The organism is Celeribacter sp., assembly GCF_048261515.1.
In the GTDB taxonomy this organism is placed as follows: Bacteria; Pseudomonadota; Alphaproteobacteria; order Rhodobacterales; family Rhodobacteraceae; genus Celeribacter.
Genome location: NZ_JBLXFZ010000005.1, coordinates 64,081 through 81,784, shown reverse-complemented (window position 1 = coordinate 81,784; position 17,704 = coordinate 64,081). Strand labels below are relative to the sequence as shown.

Here is a 17,704-nt window from a genome sequence, read left to right as displayed (position 1 = left end):
CCTAAAGCGTCGTGAGCGGCCTCTACTCGGCAGCCTGCGCCGTTGGATCGACCAGAGCCACAATGTCGAACATGATGCGGTTAAGTTCGAAATCCTTGGGCGTGTAGATGCGTGCGACCCCCATGGCCATGAGCGCCTCGGCATCGGCCTCGGGAATGATCCCGCCGACCACGACGGGCATATGGCCCAGATCTGCGGCGCGCATTTGCTCCATCAACTCTTCGATCAGCGGCAGATGTGATCCCGACAGGATCGACAGTCCGACCACATCGACGCCCTTCTCAAGCGCCGCATCGACGATCTCGCGCGGTGTCAGGCGGATACCTTCGTAGTCGATTTCCATACCGATATCGCGGGCGCGGGCGGCGATTTGTTCGGCGCCGTTGGAGTGACCGTCGAGACCAGGCTTCCCGACAAGGAATTTCGGCTTGCGGCCGAGCGCACGGGTCACGCGGTCCACATCGGCACGGATGTCTTCCAAACCCTCGGTACGGTTGGAGGGGTTGGTCGATACGCCCGTGGGGCCGCGATACTGGCCAAAGACCGCACGTACAACATCGCCCCATTCGCCCGTGGTTGCTCCCGCCTTTGCCGCCTCGATGGAGGCGGGCATGATATTCTCGCCCGATTGGCAAGCCGCGCGCAGCTTCTTGAGTGCGGCGTCAACGGCCATTTGGTCGCGTGCCGCGCGCCATTCCTCCAGACGCCCGATCTGATCAGCTTCGGCTTCGGGGTCGGAAGTCATGATGGAGCCGTCCCCAGCGGTGAGCGGAGAAGGCTCGCCCACGGTCCAGCGGTTCACGCCGACGACGACGGTTTCGCCGCCTTCAATCCGAGTGATCCGTTCTGCATTGGCCTCGACCAGACGGGATTTCATGTAGTCGATCGCCTCGATCGCGCCTCCCATTCCGTCGAGCGTGGCCAGTTCGGCCAATGCTCCTTCTTTTAGCGCGGCGACCTTGCGTTCCACGGCGGGGTTCTCGTCGAACAGGTCGTCATATTCGAGCAGATCGGTCTCATAGGCGAGAATCTGTTGCATGCGCAGCGACCATTGCTGATCGAAAGGGCGGGGCAGGCCGAGCGCCTCGTTCCATGCCGGAAGCTGCACGGCGCGGGCGCGGGCGTTTTTCGACAGGGTGACGGCGAGCATCTCAATCAGGATGCGGTAGACGTTGTTCTCCGGCTGTTGTTCGGTCAGGCCAAGGGAGTTGACTTGCACCCCGTAGCGGAAGCGGCGGAATTTCGGGTCGGTGACGCCGTAGCGTTCGCGGGTGATCTCGTCCCACAGTTCGACGAAGGCGCGCATTTTGCACATCTCGGTGACGAAGCGGATGCCTGCGTTTACGAAGAAGGAAATGCGTCCAACCATGCTGGGGAAGGCTTCGGGTGGCACTTTACCCTTCAGGTCGTCCAGCACGGCAATGGCGGTCGCCAGCGCGAAAGCCAGTTCCTGCTCCGGCGTCGCGCCAGCCTCTTGCAGGTGGTAGGAACAGACGTTCATCGGGTTCCACTTCGGCAGGTGCTCGCGCGTATAGGCGGCCACATCCGTGATCATCCGCAGGCTCGGCGCGGGAGGGCAGACATAGGTGCCACGCGAGAGGTATTCCTTGATGATGTCATTCTGAACCGTGCCTTGCAGCTTGGACACATCCGCGCCCTGTTCCTCGGCCAGAGCGATATAGAGCGCGAGAAGCCAAGGGGCGGTCGCGTTGATCGTCATAGAGGTATTCATCTGCTCCAGCGGGATGTTGTCAAAGAGCATCCGCATGTCACCGAGATGGGCGACTGGCACGCCGACTTTGCCAACTTCGCCGCGCGCCAGTTCGTGATCGCTGTCATAGCCCGTTTGGGTGGGCAGGTCGAAGGCGACGGAGAGACCCGTCTGACCCTTGGACAGGTTCGAGCGGTAAAGCGCGTTTGAGGCCTTTGCCGTGGAATGGCCCGCGTAAGTGCGAAAGAGCCACGGGCGGTCTTTGGTTGCCTCGGATGGCGTTGGTGATTTGTTCTCTGTCATGGCGGCCTCGGAATATGGTCGAGCAACTTTATTTCTCCTGTTCGTATATGGATGGAATTTTGTGCCAATGTCAATTCGTCGCAATGCGGCAGGTGCAAATTAGTCAACTATGCTTGGTCGAATGGTGCGTTCGGACGCTACATATTCACTTGTTTTCTTGGCTTTTCGCGACAAATTCTGCATTTGCTTAGTTATATAATGTCGCAAAATGGTAAAATTGAGTTGCAATATTGCTCGGCGGTCCGTAATCCTGTGGCCAGAGAGCACGCGATTCTGCATCGCGGCGCAGGATGGGGTGCTTCCAGCCGCACTGGGGAGCACCCCTCGAAATTCAACGGAGGGCAACGATATGGCGCTCGATACGAACCAGTTGGCTTATGAGGCCGAAGAGAAAGATCTCTATGAGGTCGGGGAAATCCCGCCGATGGGCCATGTGCCTGAGAAGATGTATGCGTGGGCGATCCGCCGCGAACGTCACGGCGAACCTGAGAAGAGCTTTCAGCTCGAAGTCGTGGAAACGCCCAAGCTCGACAGCCACGAAGTTCTCGTTCTCGTGATGGCCGCTGGCGTGAACTACAACGGCATCTGGGCGGGGCGCGGTATTCCGATTTCCCCCTTCGACGGTCATGGAGCCGAATATCACATTGCTGGATCGGATGCGGCGGGCATTGTCTGGGCCGTTGGCGACAAGGTCAAAAACTGGAGTGTCGGGGATGAGGTTGTTGTTCATTGCAATCAGGACGATGGCGATGACGAGGAATGTAACGGCGGCGATCCCATGTTCTCGACGAGCCAGCGTATCTGGGGCTACGAGACACCTGACGGGTCGTTTGCGCAGTTCACCCGCGTTCAGGCGCAGCAACTCCTGCCGCGCCCGCAGCATCTGACGTGGGAAGAGAGCGCATGCTACACGCTGACGCTCGCTACGGCCTATCGCATGTTGTTCGGCCACCATCCGCATGAGCTCAAGCCAGGTCAGAATGTTCTGGTCTGGGGGGCGTCGGGAGGGCTTGGCTCCTTCGCGATCCAGCTTGCCACGGCGGCAGGGGCGAATGCGATTGGCGTGATTTCCGACGAGGACAAGCGCGACTTTGTCATGGGGTTGGGCGCGAAAGGCGTGATCAATCGGAAGGACTTCGACTGCTGGGGGCAACTGCCAACGGTGAATACGCCCGAATACAAAGCGTGGTTCAAAGAGGCGCGGCGGTTCGGCGCGGCGATTTGGGATATCACGGGCAAGGGCAATAACGTCGATATCGTTTTCGAGCACCCTGGTGAGGCGACGTTCCCTGTCTCGTCACTGGTTTGCAAGAAGGGCGGAATGGTTGTCATCTGTGCGGGTACATCCGGGTTCAACTGCACCTTTGATGTCCGCTATATCTGGATGCATCAGAAACGCTTGCAGGGGTCGCACTTCGCCCATCTCAAACAGGCCGCTTCGGCGAACCGCCTGATGATCGAAAAGCGGATTGACCCGTGTATGTCGGAGGTCTTTCCGTGGACGCAGATCCCCGCCGCGCATACCAAGATGGCCCAAAACCAGCACAAGCCTGGTAACATGGCGGTTCTGGTTCAGGTACCGAGGCCAGGGTTGAAGTCGTTCTCGGAGGTGCTTGCCGCACAAGGCTGAGTGACCTTTACCACTGTGTCAAATATGATAGACCCGCGCTCCTGAAGGGGCGCGGGTTTCGCATCTTCTTGCGTAAGAGATTCTACAACTATAGATTGCGGTCGAGGTCACGCGTATCGATCGTTTGTGTCTGGTTGAATGATGATTGTTTGTTTATCAGTTGGTTGTGTCATGCTTCCCTCGCTATTTATGGGGAGCAAGAAAGTGCGAAGTTTCAGTCGTTAATAATTGCGGTAAAGTTAAAGCCCTGTCCGAAATGACAATCCGAAAGGCTTTACATGCAAGACGATTGGCTACTTGATGTGCTCACAGATCTGCGAACCTTCGCGGACAAGAAGGGCATGAATGCAACCGCAGATGCGCTTGCCGAAGCCTGTCTCTTGGCCGCGGCTGATCTCAGACGTGATGCAATGAGCGAGAGATTGGAACGGACAGGAACGGATGGCAACGGAGCTGGAAAACTTTCTGGAGTCCATTCAGGACGTCGGCTCCTTTGAGGAGTTTCAGTCCGCAACGGAAACGTTGCGGGACCTGCTTGGCGTTAAGCACGTTGTTTATCATTGGGTGAATTCGGTCGGAGAACGTTTCGGCGCGGGTACCTATTCGTCGGATTGGGTCGATCGCTATCTCGAACGCGACTATCTCCGCCTTGATCCGGTTTTGTTTGGATGTTTTCAGAGGTTTACACCCGTAAACTGGAAGCGTCTGGATTGGTCCTCCAAGGCCGCGCGGGCCTTTTTCCGTGATGCTTTGGACTTTGGTGTCGGCTCGCAAGGGTTCACGGTGCCAGTGCGTGGGCCAAACGGTCAGTTCGCGTTGTTTACCGTAAACTCGGATACGGACGACGAGGACTGGGAGCGGTTTATCGACCGCAACGAGAGAACGCTCGTGATCCTTGCGCACGAGTTCAACAAGAAGGCGCTGGCCTTCGAAAAGCACGATGACACCGCGCTGACGGCAACCCTGTCGCCACGCGAAGTCACCGCGATGACGCATCTGGCCAAGGGCCTTAGCCGCGCGCAGGCGGCGAGTGAAATGGGCATCTCAGAGCATACGCTTCGGGTCTATATCGAAGCGGCGCGACATAAATTGGGCGCCATGAACACGACCCACGCTGTGGCGCGTGCACTTTCTTCGGGCGTAATCATCGTGTAGCTCCCGTAACGGGAGAAAAACATCTGGACAATTCAACTATAGGTGTTGCGCGACTCGGCCGCAAAGCGAATTCTGTGACTCTCCGGAGTCGAGTTGAGGGGGATGACAATGCTCGGCTCCGCTATTCGAAAACACAGGAGAACGTTATGCTGCACTACATTTACGCCGAAGATCTTCACCTCTTTCCGCTGCTCCGCGACACGATGTTTCGCGACCGCGCTGACCAGTTCAAACGACGCCTCGGTTGGGCCGTTAAGGTTAATGCACGTGGCGAAGAGCGCGATGAATATGATGATATGAACCCGCTTTACGTCATCTGGGAGCGTGCAGACGGCACGCACGGGGGCTCCATGCGGTTCCTGCCGACCACGGGCAACACGATGGTCAACGACCACTTCCCGCACCTCACAGACGGTGTGCGAATCGAAAGCCCGCTGATCTGGGAATGCACGCGGTTCTGTCTCGCACCGAAAGCGGAACGCAACGTGACTGCGGCTCTGACGCTCGGAGCGGGCGAGTTGATGGAAGAGTTCAAGCTTGAACACTACGTGGGCGTGTTCGACCCGCGCATGGAACGGATCTATCGCCTCATGGGCTTGTCCCCTGACGTGATCGGACGCGCTACGCACGAAGGTGAGGAAATCGGCGTCGGCCTGTGGGAAATGACACCCGAAGCCTTCGCTCCGACCTTGGAACGGGCGGGTGTGGACCGCGAAACGTCGAAACGGTGGTTCTACCAGTCCTTCGAAATGACCCCGCCCTTCGTGGAGCGCCGCGAGATCGCGTAAAACGCGCAACATGACTGGCACGCCATGCGGCGGCCTTGTAGGGTCGCCGCATGAAAGTGACTTTTTCTCCAGATCAGGCAGAAGCCTTCGATACGGTCTCCGAAATGCTCAAGGCGGCGGGGGTCGATATTGAGGAAGGCATGACCACGCCCCGCATGGACGAGCGGCAGGTGACGCGCGCGATGACGGGCAAGGCAGGGTCGGGCAAGACCCTTCTACTCGCTCAGCTATACAAGTCTCTGGAGGAGGCGGGTGTCGATATCGTCTCGGGAGATTGGGAGGGCAAGAAGCGGCGCGACAGGCGCACGTTGGCCATCCTCGCACCGACCAATAAGGCGGCCTCGGTTCTGCGCAATCGCGGGGTGCCCGCGACCACCATCCACCGCATTCTCTATACCCCCGTCTATGATCCCGAATACGAGAAGATCGCCGAATGGCTCGCGGGCAATGGCGAGCGTCCCGACGTCGCGGAATTGACTGACGCCGCTCTTGATCGCGCCTATGCGTTCTACCAGACCAACAAGTCGATCCCCGGTGCGTTGGCGGCTGCAGGGCTGCGCGGATCGGACTTCATCACAGGATGGAAACGCCGCGACGATCCGCTCGACATCGGATTTGTCGATGAAAGCTCCATGCTGGACAAGAAGCAGTTGGAGGATCTTCAGGAGATCTTCCCAACTCTCGTGCTGTTCGGCGACCCCGCGCAGCTTGCTCCCGTCAATCAGGCGGGTGCAATGGTGTTTGACGGGTTGAAAAAGAGCATGGTGAATTCGCTGTCGCGCGTGCATCGCCAGGCCGATGACAACCCAATTCTCGACCTTGCCCACGCACTTGCCGACCCCGCACTTGGTTTCGAACAATTCGAGCGCATGATCGCGGAGGCGGCGTCAAAGGACGAACGGGTGGTCTATGCCCAGCGGGTCGAAAGCGACCTGATGGCGCGCTCGCCCGTGCTTGTGTGGCGCAATGCGACGCGCATTCGCCTGATCCAAGCGTTCAGGAAAGCCTATGATGCGCCAGAGGACGCGCTCCTGCCAGGGGAACCGCTCATTTGCGACGGGCTGGAGTTGCCGCTCAAGCATCGCAAGAAGCGCCTCGATCTGGAGGCGCGTGGTCTCATCAAGGGTGCGCAGGTTGTCTTTCTCGGGCCGGGGAAGAAGCCAGGGTTTTCACGTCTTCATGTGATGGGTGCCGAAGATCCCACGCTGTCTGCGGCATCGATTGTGAAAATCGAGTTTCCGGGCGAGGAGGAACCCTTCATCCCTTACGCCGCGCGTATGGGGGCGGCGTTCCTGCATGGAGCTGCGGTCACGATCCACAAGGCGCAGGGTAGCCAATGGTCGGATGTTCAGGTCTTTGCGCCCGATCTCTACGCGGCCGCGCGTGCAGGTCGGATGGAGGCGGGGATCGCGCTGTGGAAGCGGTTGGCCTATGTCGCGATCACGCGGGCCGAGACACGTCTGTTCTGGGTCACGCGTGCAGCGCTGGCCAAACCCACGGCACCGCTCGATACGTCGGACCTCAAGCAACTCGCCCCCGCGCCACTTGCACTTGAACTTCAAAGCGACAATGGGTTGTAGCGCGGGTTAGCGGCGCAGGAGGCGGAAGCCCTCCGAGGCGGCCCATCCTGAAAGCCCCGCGATCAAGAGCGCCAGCACACCGTAGATCGCGGCGTTCTCGCGCGACAGGCGGTAGAGCCAGCGTTCGATCCCGACTTTCTGCACATCGATCGTGGTGGCGTAGCTGTCAATCACGTCGCCCTCTCGGACGAGGAAAATGCGCGTGGAGTAGCTGCCTTCGGTAAGGTTCGCGGGGAGCTTCACTGAGGTTGAGAAAAGCGTATCCTGTGACAGGCTCACCCCGCCCTCGCGCACGTGATAGAGGTCTTCCTTCTGACGCAGGCGTATCAGCGCCTCACGCGAGGGGTTGCCCTCCATACCAGGCAGGATTTGTTTGTCGGCGGTGATGCGCCACAGGCTGTCGGTGAGGTCGGAAATGATCGTGCCGAGTGGCCGTGTGGTGGCGACTTCGTAGAAGGTCGGTGCGTGGCCGACGATCTCGTTTTCGACGTTGATCCAGATGCCGAAGCGGCGAGCTTTGCGGCGCACGGTTTCAACTTGCGCGGGGCCAGCCACGGAGACAATCACATCCAGAGGGCTATCCTCGGGCGGCGGGTCGGAACGTTTGACCGCGCCGAAGATCAGGATTTCTGACCCGTCGAAATTGGCATTGATCGAGACGCGGGTCTGACTCAATGCAGCGACGACTTCCTCGGCGCGAAGAGGGCTTGCGAGGAAGAGTAGGGCTGACATGAGGGCGAGTGTGCAGCGCATCTTAATCCCCCAGCGAATAGAGTTCGGCGGGTGGGATCAGCAGGTCCACACCCAGTTTGAGACAGACTGCCAAGACCAGAAGCGCGAGCAGAATGCGCAACTGTTCGGCCTTGAGGCGCAGACCTATCTGAGTGCCGATCTGTGCACCGATAACGCCGCCCACGATCAACATGACGGCGAGCAGCACGTCGACTGTCTGGTTGGTATAGGCGTGCAGCATGGTGGTGAAGGCGGTGACGAAAATGATCTGGAACAGCGAGGTTCCGATCACGACCTTTGTTGGCATTCCGATGATGTAGATCATCGCGGGCACCATGATGAACCCGCCACCAACCCCCATGATCGCGGCCAGCATCCCGACGAGGAAACCGACGCCGAGTGGTGGGATCACAGAGATGTAGAGACCGCTTGCGCGGAACTTCATCTTGAACGGTAGGTTATGGACCCATGTGTGCTTGGTGCGTTCGCGGCGCGCAACCTTGCGACCCTTGGCGCGTTTGAGCGCGCGCAGGCTCTCGATGAGCATCAGCGCGCCGATGATCCCGAGGAAGACCACGTAGCAAAGCGTCACCAAGAGATCGACCTGACCCATGGATTTGAGCAGGTTGAAAATTTGCATCCCGATGGCGGAGCCCGCGAGACCACCCACGAGCAAGACCCAGCCCATTCGCAAATCCACCGTCTTGCGCTTGAGGTGGGCGAGCACGGCGGAGACCGAGGAGGCTACGATCTGGTTGGCGGAGGTGGCCACCGCCACGGCAGGCGGGATGCCGACAAAGAACAACAGCGGGGTAATCAGGAAACCGCCGCCCACGCCGAACATCCCCGACAGGATGCCGACCAGCCCTCCGAGGCCCAGCAGGGCGAAGGCATTCACGGACACCTCTGCAATGGGAAGAAAAATCTGCATTGTTCACTTTCGCGCGGCGTTTATTCAGGAATGCAACGAATTGACGTTAGGGTCAAATGCGTAGACCTCGAAAGACGAAAAAAGCGGGGCACATTGGCCCCGCTTTGTGTCGTTTATATCCGTTTCGCCCGCGTTAGCGTTCCTTGACGTAGGGTTGGCCTCCCGCGCGGGGCGGGATGGCTTTGCCGACGAAACCAGCGAGGATGATCACCGTGAGGATGTAGGGCAGGGCCTGCATGAACTGCACGGGGATGGTGAAATCACCCAGCGAGATCGACTGGTAACGGTTGCCGATAGATTCCAGAAGGCCGAAGAGCAGCGTGGCCGAAAGCGCATACCACGGCCGCCATTTGGCGAAGATCAGCGCCGCCAGTGCGATGTAGCCACGACCTGCCGACATATCCTTGACGAAGCCCGCCGCAAGGGAGGCCAGAAAGGTTCCCGCCATGCCACACAGCACGCCCGCGATCACGAGCGAGGCAAAGCGCAGTCGCTCAACCGAGACGCCCGCCGTGTCAACCGCCGAGGGGTTTTCGCCCACTGCGCGAAGACGTAGGCCAAAGCGCGTGCGGTAGAGCACCCACCACGACAGCGGCACGGCAAGAAGCGCCATGTAGGTCAACACGGTATGGCCAGAGATCAACTCGTTGTAGAGCGGCCCGATAAAGGGCACATCGGCCAGCGCATCGGAGAACGGCAGGTTCCATGCCTGAAAACGGGCTTCGGTAGGCAGTGCGGGGGTGCGCCCGCCCAGACCGAACCAGCTCTGTCCGACCACGATTGTCAGGCCCGCAGCGAGGAAGTTGAGGGCCACGCCAGAGATCAATTGATCGCCTTTGAAGGTGATCGAGGCGAGACCGTGCAGCATCGAGAAGGCTAGCGATCCGAAGATCCCGGCAAGCAGCCCGATCCAGATCGAACCCGTCACGCTCGCGATGGCCCCCGCGAGGAAGGCGGCGGCAAGGAGTTTTCCCTCAAGACCGATGTCCACAACACCTGCGCGCTCCGAGAAGAGACCTGCCAGACAGGTCAGCAACAAAGGCGTTGCGAGACGCACGCTGGAGTCGAGGATTTGGATGATCGTCAAATAGTCCATCTCACGCCTCCTCTCTGCTCTTGTAGCCCATGATCATGAACGCCTTTTCCAACGGGCGCCGCACCATGTTGTCGAGCGCGCCCGTGAACAGGATGACCAGCGCCTGAATGAGAATAACCAATTCGCGCGGGATGCTTTCCCACAGGCTCAACTCGGCGCCCCCTTGGTAGAGGAAGCCGAAGAGAAGTGCGGCCAGAACGATGCCGACGGGGTGGTTGCGCCCCATGAGCGCCACGGCGATGCCGATGAAGCCAGCCCCTTCAACCGCGTTGTCGATCAGCCGCTCGGCCTCCCCCATCACGTTGTTGATCGCCATGAGACCCGCAAGCGCGCCCGAGATCAGCATTGCGATGATGACGATGCGTGCGGGTTTAATGCCCGCATATTTCGCCGCGGTTTCGGACATGCCATAGGCGCGGATTTCATAGCCAAGCCGTGTGCGCCAGATCAAAATCCAGAAGGCGAAGGCACAGAGCAATGCCACAACGAAAGAGATGTTCGCGGGCGCGTGCTGGTTGAACTCGATCCCGAAGGGTGCGAGCATTTCGTGGAAGGTGGGCAAGTGCGCACCCTCAGGAAAACGTGCGGTTTCTGCCGCCATGCCGCCTTCGCGCTTGATCACTTTCGTCAGCAGGTAGCCGAGGAATGCCGAGGCGATGAAGTTGAACATGATCGTGGTGATCACGATGTGGCTGCCGCGTTTGGCTTGCAGGTAGGCGGGGATAAAGGCCCATGCCGCCCCGAAAAGCGCGCCGCCAACCATCGCCGACGGAAGTGCCAACGTCCAATGCGGCCACGGCACGGCAAGGCAGACCAGTGCGACCCCTAGGCCGCCGAGCATGGCCTGCCCTTCGCCACCGATGTTGAAGAGCTTACAGTGCGAGGCAACGGCGAAACTCAGGCCCGTAAAGATGAAGTTGGTGGTGTAGTAGAGCGTGTAGCCCAACCCGTTGGTGTTCCCGAAGGCCCCGTTGACCATGGTCTTGATCGCGACAATCGGATCTTTGCCAATGGCCCAGATCACGAGACCAGAGAAGAAGAAGGCGATCAGGATCGAGAAAAGCGGGATCAGGATCGTATCGGCCCATTTCGGCATTTTCTGCATTACGCATCTCCCCCTGTCATACCCGCCATCATCAGGCCCAACTCGCCCTCGTTCGTTTCCGAGGGAAGTTTCTCACCCATGATATGGCCGTCGAACATCACCGCGATGCGGTCCGAGAGCGACATGATTTCGTCCAGTTCGACCGAGACCAGAAGGATGGCCTTACCCTCGTCACGAAGCGCGACGATCTGTTGGTGGATGAATTCGATGGCGCCGATGTCCACGCCGCGCGTCGGTTGGCCGACCAGAAGCAGATCGGGGCTGCGGTCGATCTCGCGCGCGAGCACGATTTTCTGCTGGTTTCCGCCCGAAAAGTTCTTTGCTTCCAGTCTCGGATTGAGCGGGCGCACGTCGAAACGCTCCATGGCCTCATGCGTGACCTCTTTGATCTTTGCATTGTCCATGAGCAGGCTGTTCTTTTGATATTCGGGTGCGTGATGATAGCCGAACACCATATTTTCCCAAGCCTGAAAATCGAGGATTAGCCCTTCGTCATGACGATCTTCGGGCACATGCGCGATGCCGCGCGCGCGGCGGCTTTGGCCGTCGCTATGCTTTCCTGTCAGGTCGATTTCCTGCCCGTTCACACGGATGGTGCCCGTACCGTTGCGGTAGCCGCCGAGCACTTCGAGCAGTTCGGTCTGGCCGTTTCCTGCCACACCCGCGATACCGAGAATCTCGCCCGCGCGGACGGTCAGGTCGATGCCTTTAACGCGCTCGACGCCCTGTTCGTCCACGACGCGAAGGCTCTCGACCTCCAGAACAGGTTGTGCGGGGGCTGCGGGTTTCTTGTCGACGCGCAAGAGCACCTTACGTCCCACCATAAGTTCGGCGAGTTGTTCAGGGGAGGTCTCTTTGGTTTTCACAGTCGCGGTCATTTCGCCGCGGCGCATCACCGAAACCGTATCGGTCACTTCCATGATTTCGCGTAGTTTGTGCGTAATCAGGATGATGGTTTTTCCTTCCGCCCTGAGACCCTCAAGAATGCGGAAAAGGTGGTCGGCCTCGGCGGGTGTCAGCACACCCGTGGGCTCGTCCAGAATGAGAATGTCGGCCTGACGGTAGAGCGCCTTGAGGATCTCGATCCGTTGTTGATGGCCAACGGAGAGATCTTCGACGACCGCATCGGGATCGACGGAAAGTTCATATTCTTCGGAAAGTTGCTTGAGAAGGCCGCGGGCCTTTGACAGCGACTGTTTCAACATCGGGCCTTCTTCGGCGCCGAGGATGACATTCTCAAGAACGGTAAAATTCTCGACCAGTTTGAAGTGCTGAAACACCATGCCAATGCCTGCGGCGATAGCGGCTTGGCTGTCGGTGATATCGACTTTCTGGCCGTTAATGATCACTTCGCCCGCGTCGGCTTTGTAGAACCCGTAAAGGATCGACATGAGCGTGGATTTCCCTGCGCCGTTCTCGCCGATGATGCCGTGGATCGTGCCTTTCTGGACGGTGATCGAAATGTCCTTGTTGGCCTGAACAGGGCCAAAAGCCTTGGAAATCCCGCGCAATTCAATGGCGGGAGGGTGAGCGGTCGGGGCGGCAGTATCCTGCCGCCCCCCGTTGATTTGTGCACACATGCGACGCGGCCCTTAGAACGCGGGGCAGGATTCGTCGGAGGTGTAGTCGTGCACCATGATCTCGCCAGCGATGATCTTCGCTTTTGCCTCTTCGACAGCGGCGGCCATTTCTTCGGTGACGAGTTCGGCGTTGAATTCATCCATGGCAGCGCCAACACCACCATTTTCGACGCCCCAGATTTCCAGACCCGTAGGCACTTCGACGCCAGCGGTCAGCGAGTCGTAGACGACGTTATCCACGCGCTTGACCATGGAGGTCAGAACGGAGCCAGGCTGGAGGTAGTTCTGGTTGCTGTCCACGCCGATGGAGAGGATGCCTTCGTCGGCGGCGGTTTGCAGAACACCGAGGCCCGTGCCGCCAGCAGCGGCAAAGACAACTTCGGAGCCTTGGCTGATTTGCGCTTTGGTCAGCTCGCCACCTTTAACCGGATCGTTCCAAGCCGCAGGCGTGGTGCCTGTCATGTTGACGATCACGTTGGCGTCGGGTTTCACGGATTTGACGCCTTGCGCGTAGCCGCAGGCGAATTTGGAGATGAGCGGAACGTCCATACCACCCACGAAGGATACGGTGTCACCTTCGGCGGCCATAGCAGCCATTACGCCCACGAGGTAGGAACCTTCGTGCTCGGAGAAGATGACGGAGCGCACGTTCGGCAGGTCAACAACAGCGTCAACCACGACGAATTTGGTGTCGGGGAAGTCGGTGGCAACGGTTTCCAGAGCCGTGGGCCACAGGAAGCCGGTCATGACGATCGGGTTGTATCCGCCTTCGGCAAAGCGGCGAAGCGCCTGTTCGCGCTGTGCGTCGGATTGCAGTTCGAGATCGCGATAGGTGCCGCCAGTTTCCTGAGCCCAACGTTCCGCGCCGTTATAGGCCGCTTCGTTGAAGGATTTGTCGAATTTACCGCCAAGGTCGAAAATCACTGCCGGGTCGGCAAGTGCTGCGCCCGATGTCACGGCAATCGTAGCAGCCGCGCCGAGAAGTTTCTTCAAGAGGGTCATGATGGTCTCCCGTTAGATTCGTATTTGGGCAAATGTTAATCATTTGCTCTACAAGCGAGCAGGTCACTGCGCTTCACCCCTGAATTAGGGCGAGAAGCGGCGGGAGGGTCAACAGGATTTTTACCATTTGGTCTTTTCGGGTCATTTAGTTGACCGTCAAAGTTGAAAGTAACGTCCCGTCACGCCTGTTTGAGAGGCTTTGTGAGGATCAGGGCGGTTATCTTCGTGCCATCGGGGGCGGTGTAGTAGCCTTTGCGCCGTCCAGATTCGGTATAGCCTTCCGAATGATAGAGGGTGATCGCGGCGTGATTGTCGGCGGCAACTTCGAGAAAGGACGTGGCCGCTCCGCGTTCACGCGCTTCACTTTCGTAGTCGCGCAGTGCTTTGCGCCCCGCGCCCTGACCGCGCGCCTCTGGGGCGACGGCGATAGTGAGCAGCTCCGCTTCGTCCACAATCACTCTACCGAGCGCCATGGATCGTTTGTCGGGTGCAATGAGAAAGGTGTGTTCGGATGCCAAAAGCCCCGCCAGTTCCGATGCGGACCAAGGGCGGGGCGTAATGAAGCTCTTTGCATGAAGCGCAGCAAGCGCGTCTAAATCGGACGTGTCAGTCATCGCGGTTCAGGCCGCGACGGGGCGCACTTCCAAAACTTCGGGGATGTAATGGCGCAACAGGTTCTCGATGCCCATCTTCAACGTCAGGGTCGAGGAGGGACAGCCCGCGCAGGCACCTTGCATGTGTAGATAGACAACGCCGCGCTCGAAACCGTGGAAGGTGATGTCGCCGCCGTCCTGTGCAACGGCAGGGCGCACGCGGGTGTCGAGCAATTCTTTGATCTGCTCAACGATCTCGCCATCAGGTCCGTCGTGATCGGCATGACCCGCAGGCGCGCCGCTCTCGCCTTCCATCACTGGGGCGCCAGATTGGAAATGCTCCATGATCGCGCCGAGGATTGCGGGTTTGATGTGATCCCAGTCGGCTTCCTCATCCTTAGTCACGGTCACGAAATCATGACCGAAGAAGACACCTGTCACATTGCCCACGGCAAAAATGCGTTTTGCCAGCGGCGAGGTGGTGGCGGACTCCGCAGTGGTGAAATCGGCTGTGCCCGTTTCCAGAACAGTCTGGCCAGGCAGAAATTTCAACGTTGCGGGGTTCGGCGTGGATTCGGTCTGGATGAACATGGCGCATATTCCTTAGCTGTCAGGTCGGATATGCGCTTTTGCGGCGGGAAAGTCAATGTTTGGAATGATTCTAAATCGCGATGCGCGCTGGCATTGCGGCGGTTGAAAACCGTGAAACGGAGAGCGCGCGCAGTGTGCCTCGGGAGGAGAGACAAACTACGCGCGCGGTGCTTCCCTTTCAGGGGGAGGCTGCCGTCAAACGCAACAGGGATTAGTTGTTGCGGGTGAACGTCTCGGTATCAACCACAACGCCGTTCACGGTGAGTTCGGCTTGAACGTCATCGACAACAGTCGAGTTGAGTTGGAAGGACACGTCGGAAGACAGGCCCGAACGAAGCATAACGTCGCCGAGGACATCGCCGCGAGTACCGTTGGAGTAGTCGTAGATCACGAGGCTGGCAGGAGCGTCGGCCACAACCGTAGCGATTTCAAGCGATGTGCCAGAGAAGTCAGCGTCGGAGGAGTAGATGTTGGAGGCCGAAGCGGCGCCTGCGGTTGCAGCGACAGCGATACCAGCGGCGATCAGAGTGTTCAAAGTTTTCATCATGCGTTCCTTTACGAGGTAGTGACGCAGACCAGTTCCGCGTCTCGATGAGGAACAATTGGGGTAGAAAACCTCGAAGAAAAAGGGTCTCGGAATTCACGGAAGCGTGCGCTGTTTTTGAACAAAAAACCTCTTGAAAAAGTGCCTAAAAAATACGCCCCCTCCGTCTGTGCAAGGTTGCGCAAATGGATTGCACTGGCGCACTGAATTCTTCTGAATTTCGTGGGAACAGAGGTGGTTGGCCTCTTGAATTTTTCCGGCACGCTGTTCCACAGCACGGGTCGAAGCGCAAAACAGCGGGCGGGTCGGTCAAACTTTTTTTCGACAACAGATTGTGAACTGGCCTTTGAACGTCCTCGCATTCCTTGATGACGCGGTTTGCGGCCGCGCGAAGGCGTTCAGGTGATCTCTTCGAGTCGTTCTTTCGACATATCGCCAGGCACAATGGTCATCGGGATGGGCAGACTACCTGCTTGTTTGGTCATGGCCGCGACTAGAGGGCCAGGACCTGCCTTACCTGTACCCGCGCCGAGGACGAGAACGCCGATGGAGGGGTCTTCCTTGATCAGGTCGAGGATTTCGGGGATCGCCTCCCCTTCGCGGATGACCAGATCGGGGTTGATCCCTTGGCGATCGCGCATCCATTTGGCGAAAACCTCGAAATGGACCTCGATACGTTCGCGCGCCTCTTCGCGCATCAGGTCGGCCACGCCGATCCAGTGGTTGAATTCGTCGGGTGGAATAATCGAGAGAATGGTCACGCCCGCGTTTGTTGAGGCTGCGCGCATGGCGGCAAAGCGCATGGCGTTCAGGCATTCGCGACTGTCATCTAGGATGACGAGGAATTTGCGCATTCGGACTTTTCCCTTGCGTGGCTCGTGCCGCGATAGTGGACGACTGCGCAGGATCAGGCAAGCGGAGCCTTTTCGATGCGCGCGCGGATATGCAAAAAACCCCCGCCCCTGAGTGGGGCGAGGGGAAGAAGCCCGTCGGTCGGGGAAGAGACGACAGGGGCATCAGACAGGCGAAACACGAGGGACGCGTGCTTGCGATATAGGGGGCGTGCGCAGGGGCCCAGCGGATGCAGCCCGATCCTAGCGCGACAATGAATCCGTTTCGTGACACTGGTGTGAATTGCGCGCTTTCGCGTGGGCGTGCGCATGTCGGCGGAATGGTGGGATATTTGTGAACAGGTGAAGCTGGCAGTCGGGGGCACGAAAAACGCCGCGCCTGTATCGGGCGCGGCGTTGTTTTGTCTGTGTGGTTTAGCGAAGGAATGCCGTCAGCGTACGAAACCCATGATGTCGAAGGTTTTCGCAAGGATCGGCTCGGCAATGGCGCGGGCCTTTTCGGCACCTTGTTCCATGATGCGGTCGATCTCGGCAGGATCATTCATCAGGCGCTGCATTTCTTCTGAGATGGGCGCGAGTTTGTCGACAGCGAGATCCGCGAGCGCGGGTTTGAACTTGCCCCAGCCTTCGCCTCCAAATTCCGCGATCACCTGTTCGTTGGTCACATCGGCCAGAGCGGCATAGATGTTGACGAGGTTGCGGGCCTCGGGGCGTTCGGCAAGGCCGTCGTAATGCTCGGGCAATGGCTCGGGATCGGTGCGGGCCTTCTTGAATTTCTTGGCGATGGTTGCCGCATCGTCGAGCATGTTGATGCGCTCCATGTCGCTTTCGCCAGACTTCGACATCTTCTTGGTCCCGTCGCGCAGGTTCATCACGCGCATTGCGGGGCCTTCGATCACGGGGATCGTTTCGGGGAAGAAGTCGACCTTATAGTCGTGGTTGAATTTTTTCGCGATGTCTCGGGTCAGCTCAACGTGCTGCTTCTGGTCCTCGCCCACGGGCACATGCGTGGCGTGATAGGTCAGAATGTCGGCGGCCATGAGCGAGGGGTAGGCGTAGAGCCCGAGCGAGACGTTCTCGGAATTCTTGCCTGCCTTATCCTTGAATTGTGTCATGCGGTTCATCCATCCAACGCGGGCGACACAGTTGAAGAGCCAGCCAAGCTCGGCATGGGCGGAAACGCGCGACTGGTTGAAGAGGATGGATTTCGAGGGGTCGATGCCTGCGGCGAGATAGCCCGCCGCCACTTCGCGCGTCGCCGTGCGCAGGTCTGCGGGGTCTTGCCAGACGGTGATCGCGTGCATGTCCACAACGCAGTAGATGGTTTCGAATTCACCGCCCTGTGAGGCAACAAACCGCTTGATCGCGCCGAGGTAGTTGCCCAGCGTCAGGCCGCCCGAGGGTTTGATCCCCGAGAAGATACGTGGGGTGAAGGCTGTATCGGACATGCGTGATCTCCGTCATCGCTGGATTTATCTGCGCCAACCGCTTACCTATGCGCGGCAAAAGCGT

At 58.9% G+C, this 17,704-nt stretch carries 16 protein-coding genes; 4 read left to right on the top strand and 12 right to left on the bottom strand.

Annotated elements, in window-relative coordinates:
- Nucleotides 1-22: 22 nt before the first annotated feature.
- On the bottom strand, nt 23-2,014 hold the full coding sequence (locus ACN0SC_RS10300) for a methylmalonyl-CoA mutase family protein (protein ID WP_417249598.1): 1,992 nt from the start codon (nt 2,012-2,014) through the stop codon (nt 23-25).
- 349 nt (nt 2,015-2,363) lie between these two features.
- On the opposite strand from ACN0SC_RS10300, the gene ccrA reads away from it, so the two are divergent.
- The 4 genes from ccrA to ACN0SC_RS10280 all read left to right on the top strand — a co-directional run bounded on the left by ccrA (nt 2,364) and on the right by ACN0SC_RS10280 (nt 7,167).
- Nucleotides 2,364-3,644, top strand: coding sequence for a crotonyl-CoA carboxylase/reductase (gene ccrA, locus ACN0SC_RS10295; RefSeq protein ID WP_417249597.1), 1,281 nt, complete (start codon nt 2,364-2,366; stop codon nt 3,642-3,644).
- Between the two features lie 441 nt (nt 3,645-4,085).
- The gene (locus ACN0SC_RS10290) at nt 4,086-4,799 is read left to right on the top strand and encodes a helix-turn-helix transcriptional regulator (RefSeq protein WP_417249596.1); all 714 of its coding nucleotides are present in this window, start codon (nt 4,086-4,088) and stop codon (nt 4,797-4,799) included.
- A 146-nt stretch (nt 4,800-4,945) separates the two neighbouring features.
- Nucleotides 4,946-5,587: an acyl-homoserine-lactone synthase gene (locus ACN0SC_RS10285; RefSeq protein WP_417249595.1), complete on the top strand. Its 642-nt coding sequence runs from the start codon at nt 4,946-4,948 to the stop codon at nt 5,585-5,587.
- A gap of 50 nt (nt 5,588-5,637) precedes the next feature.
- A complete protein-coding gene (locus ACN0SC_RS10280; protein ID WP_417249594.1) occupies nt 5,638-7,167 on the top strand; it encodes an ATP-dependent DNA helicase in 1,530 nt (509 codons plus the stop codon).
- 6 nt (nt 7,168-7,173) lie between these two features.
- Here the strand turns inward: ACN0SC_RS10280 and ACN0SC_RS10275 are convergent, their stop codons facing one another.
- The 11 genes from ACN0SC_RS10275 to trpS form a co-directional block, all read right to left on the bottom strand.
- Entirely contained in the window at nt 7,174-7,920 is a 747-nt protein-coding gene (locus ACN0SC_RS10275; protein ID WP_417249593.1) for a TIGR02186 family protein, read from the bottom strand.
- A 1-nt stretch (nt 7,921) separates the two neighbouring features.
- On the bottom strand, nt 7,922-8,830 hold the full coding sequence (locus ACN0SC_RS10270) for a sulfite exporter TauE/SafE family protein (protein WP_417249592.1): 909 nt from the start codon (nt 8,828-8,830) through the stop codon (nt 7,922-7,924).
- Between the two features lie 133 nt (nt 8,831-8,963).
- Nucleotides 8,964-9,926 carry an ABC transporter permease gene (locus tag ACN0SC_RS10265; protein WP_417249591.1) on the bottom strand — a complete coding sequence of 321 codons (963 nt, stop codon included), beginning with the start codon at nt 9,924-9,926 and terminating at the stop codon, nt 8,964-8,966.
- Nucleotide 9,927: 1 nt separating this feature from the next.
- Entirely contained in the window at nt 9,928-11,031 is a 1,104-nt protein-coding gene (locus ACN0SC_RS10260; protein ID WP_417249590.1) for an ABC transporter permease, read from the bottom strand.
- Nucleotides 11,031-12,611 carry an ABC transporter ATP-binding protein gene (locus tag ACN0SC_RS10255; RefSeq protein WP_417249589.1) on the bottom strand — a complete coding sequence of 527 codons (1,581 nt, stop codon included), beginning with the start codon at nt 12,609-12,611 and terminating at the stop codon, nt 11,031-11,033. The genes ACN0SC_RS10260 and ACN0SC_RS10255 overlap by 1 nt, the downstream gene beginning before the upstream one ends.
- 12 nt (nt 12,612-12,623) lie before the next feature.
- Entirely contained in the window at nt 12,624-13,613 is a 990-nt protein-coding gene (locus ACN0SC_RS10250; RefSeq protein WP_417249588.1) for a BMP family lipoprotein, read from the bottom strand.
- A 179-nt stretch (nt 13,614-13,792) separates the two neighbouring features.
- Complete coding sequence (locus ACN0SC_RS10245) at nt 13,793-14,227, bottom strand: GNAT family N-acetyltransferase (protein ID WP_417249587.1); 435 nt, start codon at nt 14,225-14,227, stop codon at nt 13,793-13,795.
- Nucleotides 14,228-14,233: 6 nt separating this feature from the next.
- Entirely contained in the window at nt 14,234-14,797 is a 564-nt protein-coding gene (locus ACN0SC_RS10240) for a NifU family protein (RefSeq protein WP_417249586.1), read from the bottom strand.
- A gap of 211 nt (nt 14,798-15,008) precedes the next feature.
- Complete coding sequence (locus tag ACN0SC_RS10235) at nt 15,009-15,341, bottom strand: hypothetical protein (RefSeq protein ID WP_417249585.1); 333 nt, start codon at nt 15,339-15,341, stop codon at nt 15,009-15,011.
- 398 nt (nt 15,342-15,739) lie between these two features.
- Nucleotides 15,740-16,195: a universal stress protein gene (locus ACN0SC_RS10230; protein WP_417249584.1), complete on the bottom strand. Its 456-nt coding sequence runs from the start codon at nt 16,193-16,195 to the stop codon at nt 15,740-15,742.
- Between the two features lie 428 nt (nt 16,196-16,623).
- The gene (trpS, locus tag ACN0SC_RS10225) at nt 16,624-17,640 is read right to left on the bottom strand and encodes a tryptophan--tRNA ligase (RefSeq protein ID WP_417249583.1); all 1,017 of its coding nucleotides are present in this window, start codon (nt 17,638-17,640) and stop codon (nt 16,624-16,626) included.
- Between the last annotated feature and the right edge of the window lie 64 nt (nt 17,641-17,704).

What these genes read in the sequence shown, in the direction of transcription:
- ACN0SC_RS10300 (WP_417249598.1), bottom strand. Translation starts at nt 2,014, where the DNA reads ATGACAGAGAACAAATCACCAACGCCATCCGAGGCAACCAAAGACCGC.
- ccrA (WP_417249597.1), top strand. Translation starts at nt 2,364, where the DNA reads ATGGCGCTCGATACGAACCAGTTGGCTTATGAGGCCGAAGAGAAAGAT.
- ACN0SC_RS10290 (WP_417249596.1), top strand. Translation starts at nt 4,086, where the DNA reads ATGGCAACGGAGCTGGAAAACTTTCTGGAGTCCATTCAGGACGTCGGC.
- ACN0SC_RS10285 (WP_417249595.1), top strand. Translation starts at nt 4,946, where the DNA reads ATGCTGCACTACATTTACGCCGAAGATCTTCACCTCTTTCCGCTGCTC.
- ACN0SC_RS10280 (WP_417249594.1), top strand. Translation starts at nt 5,638, where the DNA reads ATGAAAGTGACTTTTTCTCCAGATCAGGCAGAAGCCTTCGATACGGTC.
- ACN0SC_RS10275 (WP_417249593.1), bottom strand. Translation starts at nt 7,920, where the DNA reads ATGCGCTGCACACTCGCCCTCATGTCAGCCCTACTCTTCCTCGCAAGC.
- ACN0SC_RS10270 (WP_417249592.1), bottom strand. Translation starts at nt 8,830, where the DNA reads ATGCAGATTTTTCTTCCCATTGCAGAGGTGTCCGTGAATGCCTTCGCC.
- ACN0SC_RS10265 (WP_417249591.1), bottom strand. Translation starts at nt 9,926, where the DNA reads ATGGACTATTTGACGATCATCCAAATCCTCGACTCCAGCGTGCGTCTC.
- ACN0SC_RS10260 (WP_417249590.1), bottom strand. Translation starts at nt 11,031, where the DNA reads ATGCAGAAAATGCCGAAATGGGCCGATACGATCCTGATCCCGCTTTTC.
- ACN0SC_RS10255 (WP_417249589.1), bottom strand. Translation starts at nt 12,611, where the DNA reads ATGTGTGCACAAATCAACGGGGGGCGGCAGGATACTGCCGCCCCGACC.
- ACN0SC_RS10250 (WP_417249588.1), bottom strand. Translation starts at nt 13,613, where the DNA reads ATGACCCTCTTGAAGAAACTTCTCGGCGCGGCTGCTACGATTGCCGTG.
- ACN0SC_RS10245 (WP_417249587.1), bottom strand. Translation starts at nt 14,227, where the DNA reads ATGACTGACACGTCCGATTTAGACGCGCTTGCTGCGCTTCATGCAAAG.
- ACN0SC_RS10240 (WP_417249586.1), bottom strand. Translation starts at nt 14,797, where the DNA reads ATGTTCATCCAGACCGAATCCACGCCGAACCCCGCAACGTTGAAATTT.
- ACN0SC_RS10235 (WP_417249585.1), bottom strand. Translation starts at nt 15,341, where the DNA reads ATGAAAACTTTGAACACTCTGATCGCCGCTGGTATCGCTGTCGCTGCA.
- ACN0SC_RS10230 (WP_417249584.1), bottom strand. Translation starts at nt 16,195, where the DNA reads ATGCGCAAATTCCTCGTCATCCTAGATGACAGTCGCGAATGCCTGAAC.
- trpS (WP_417249583.1), bottom strand. Translation starts at nt 17,640, where the DNA reads ATGTCCGATACAGCCTTCACCCCACGTATCTTCTCGGGGATCAAACCC.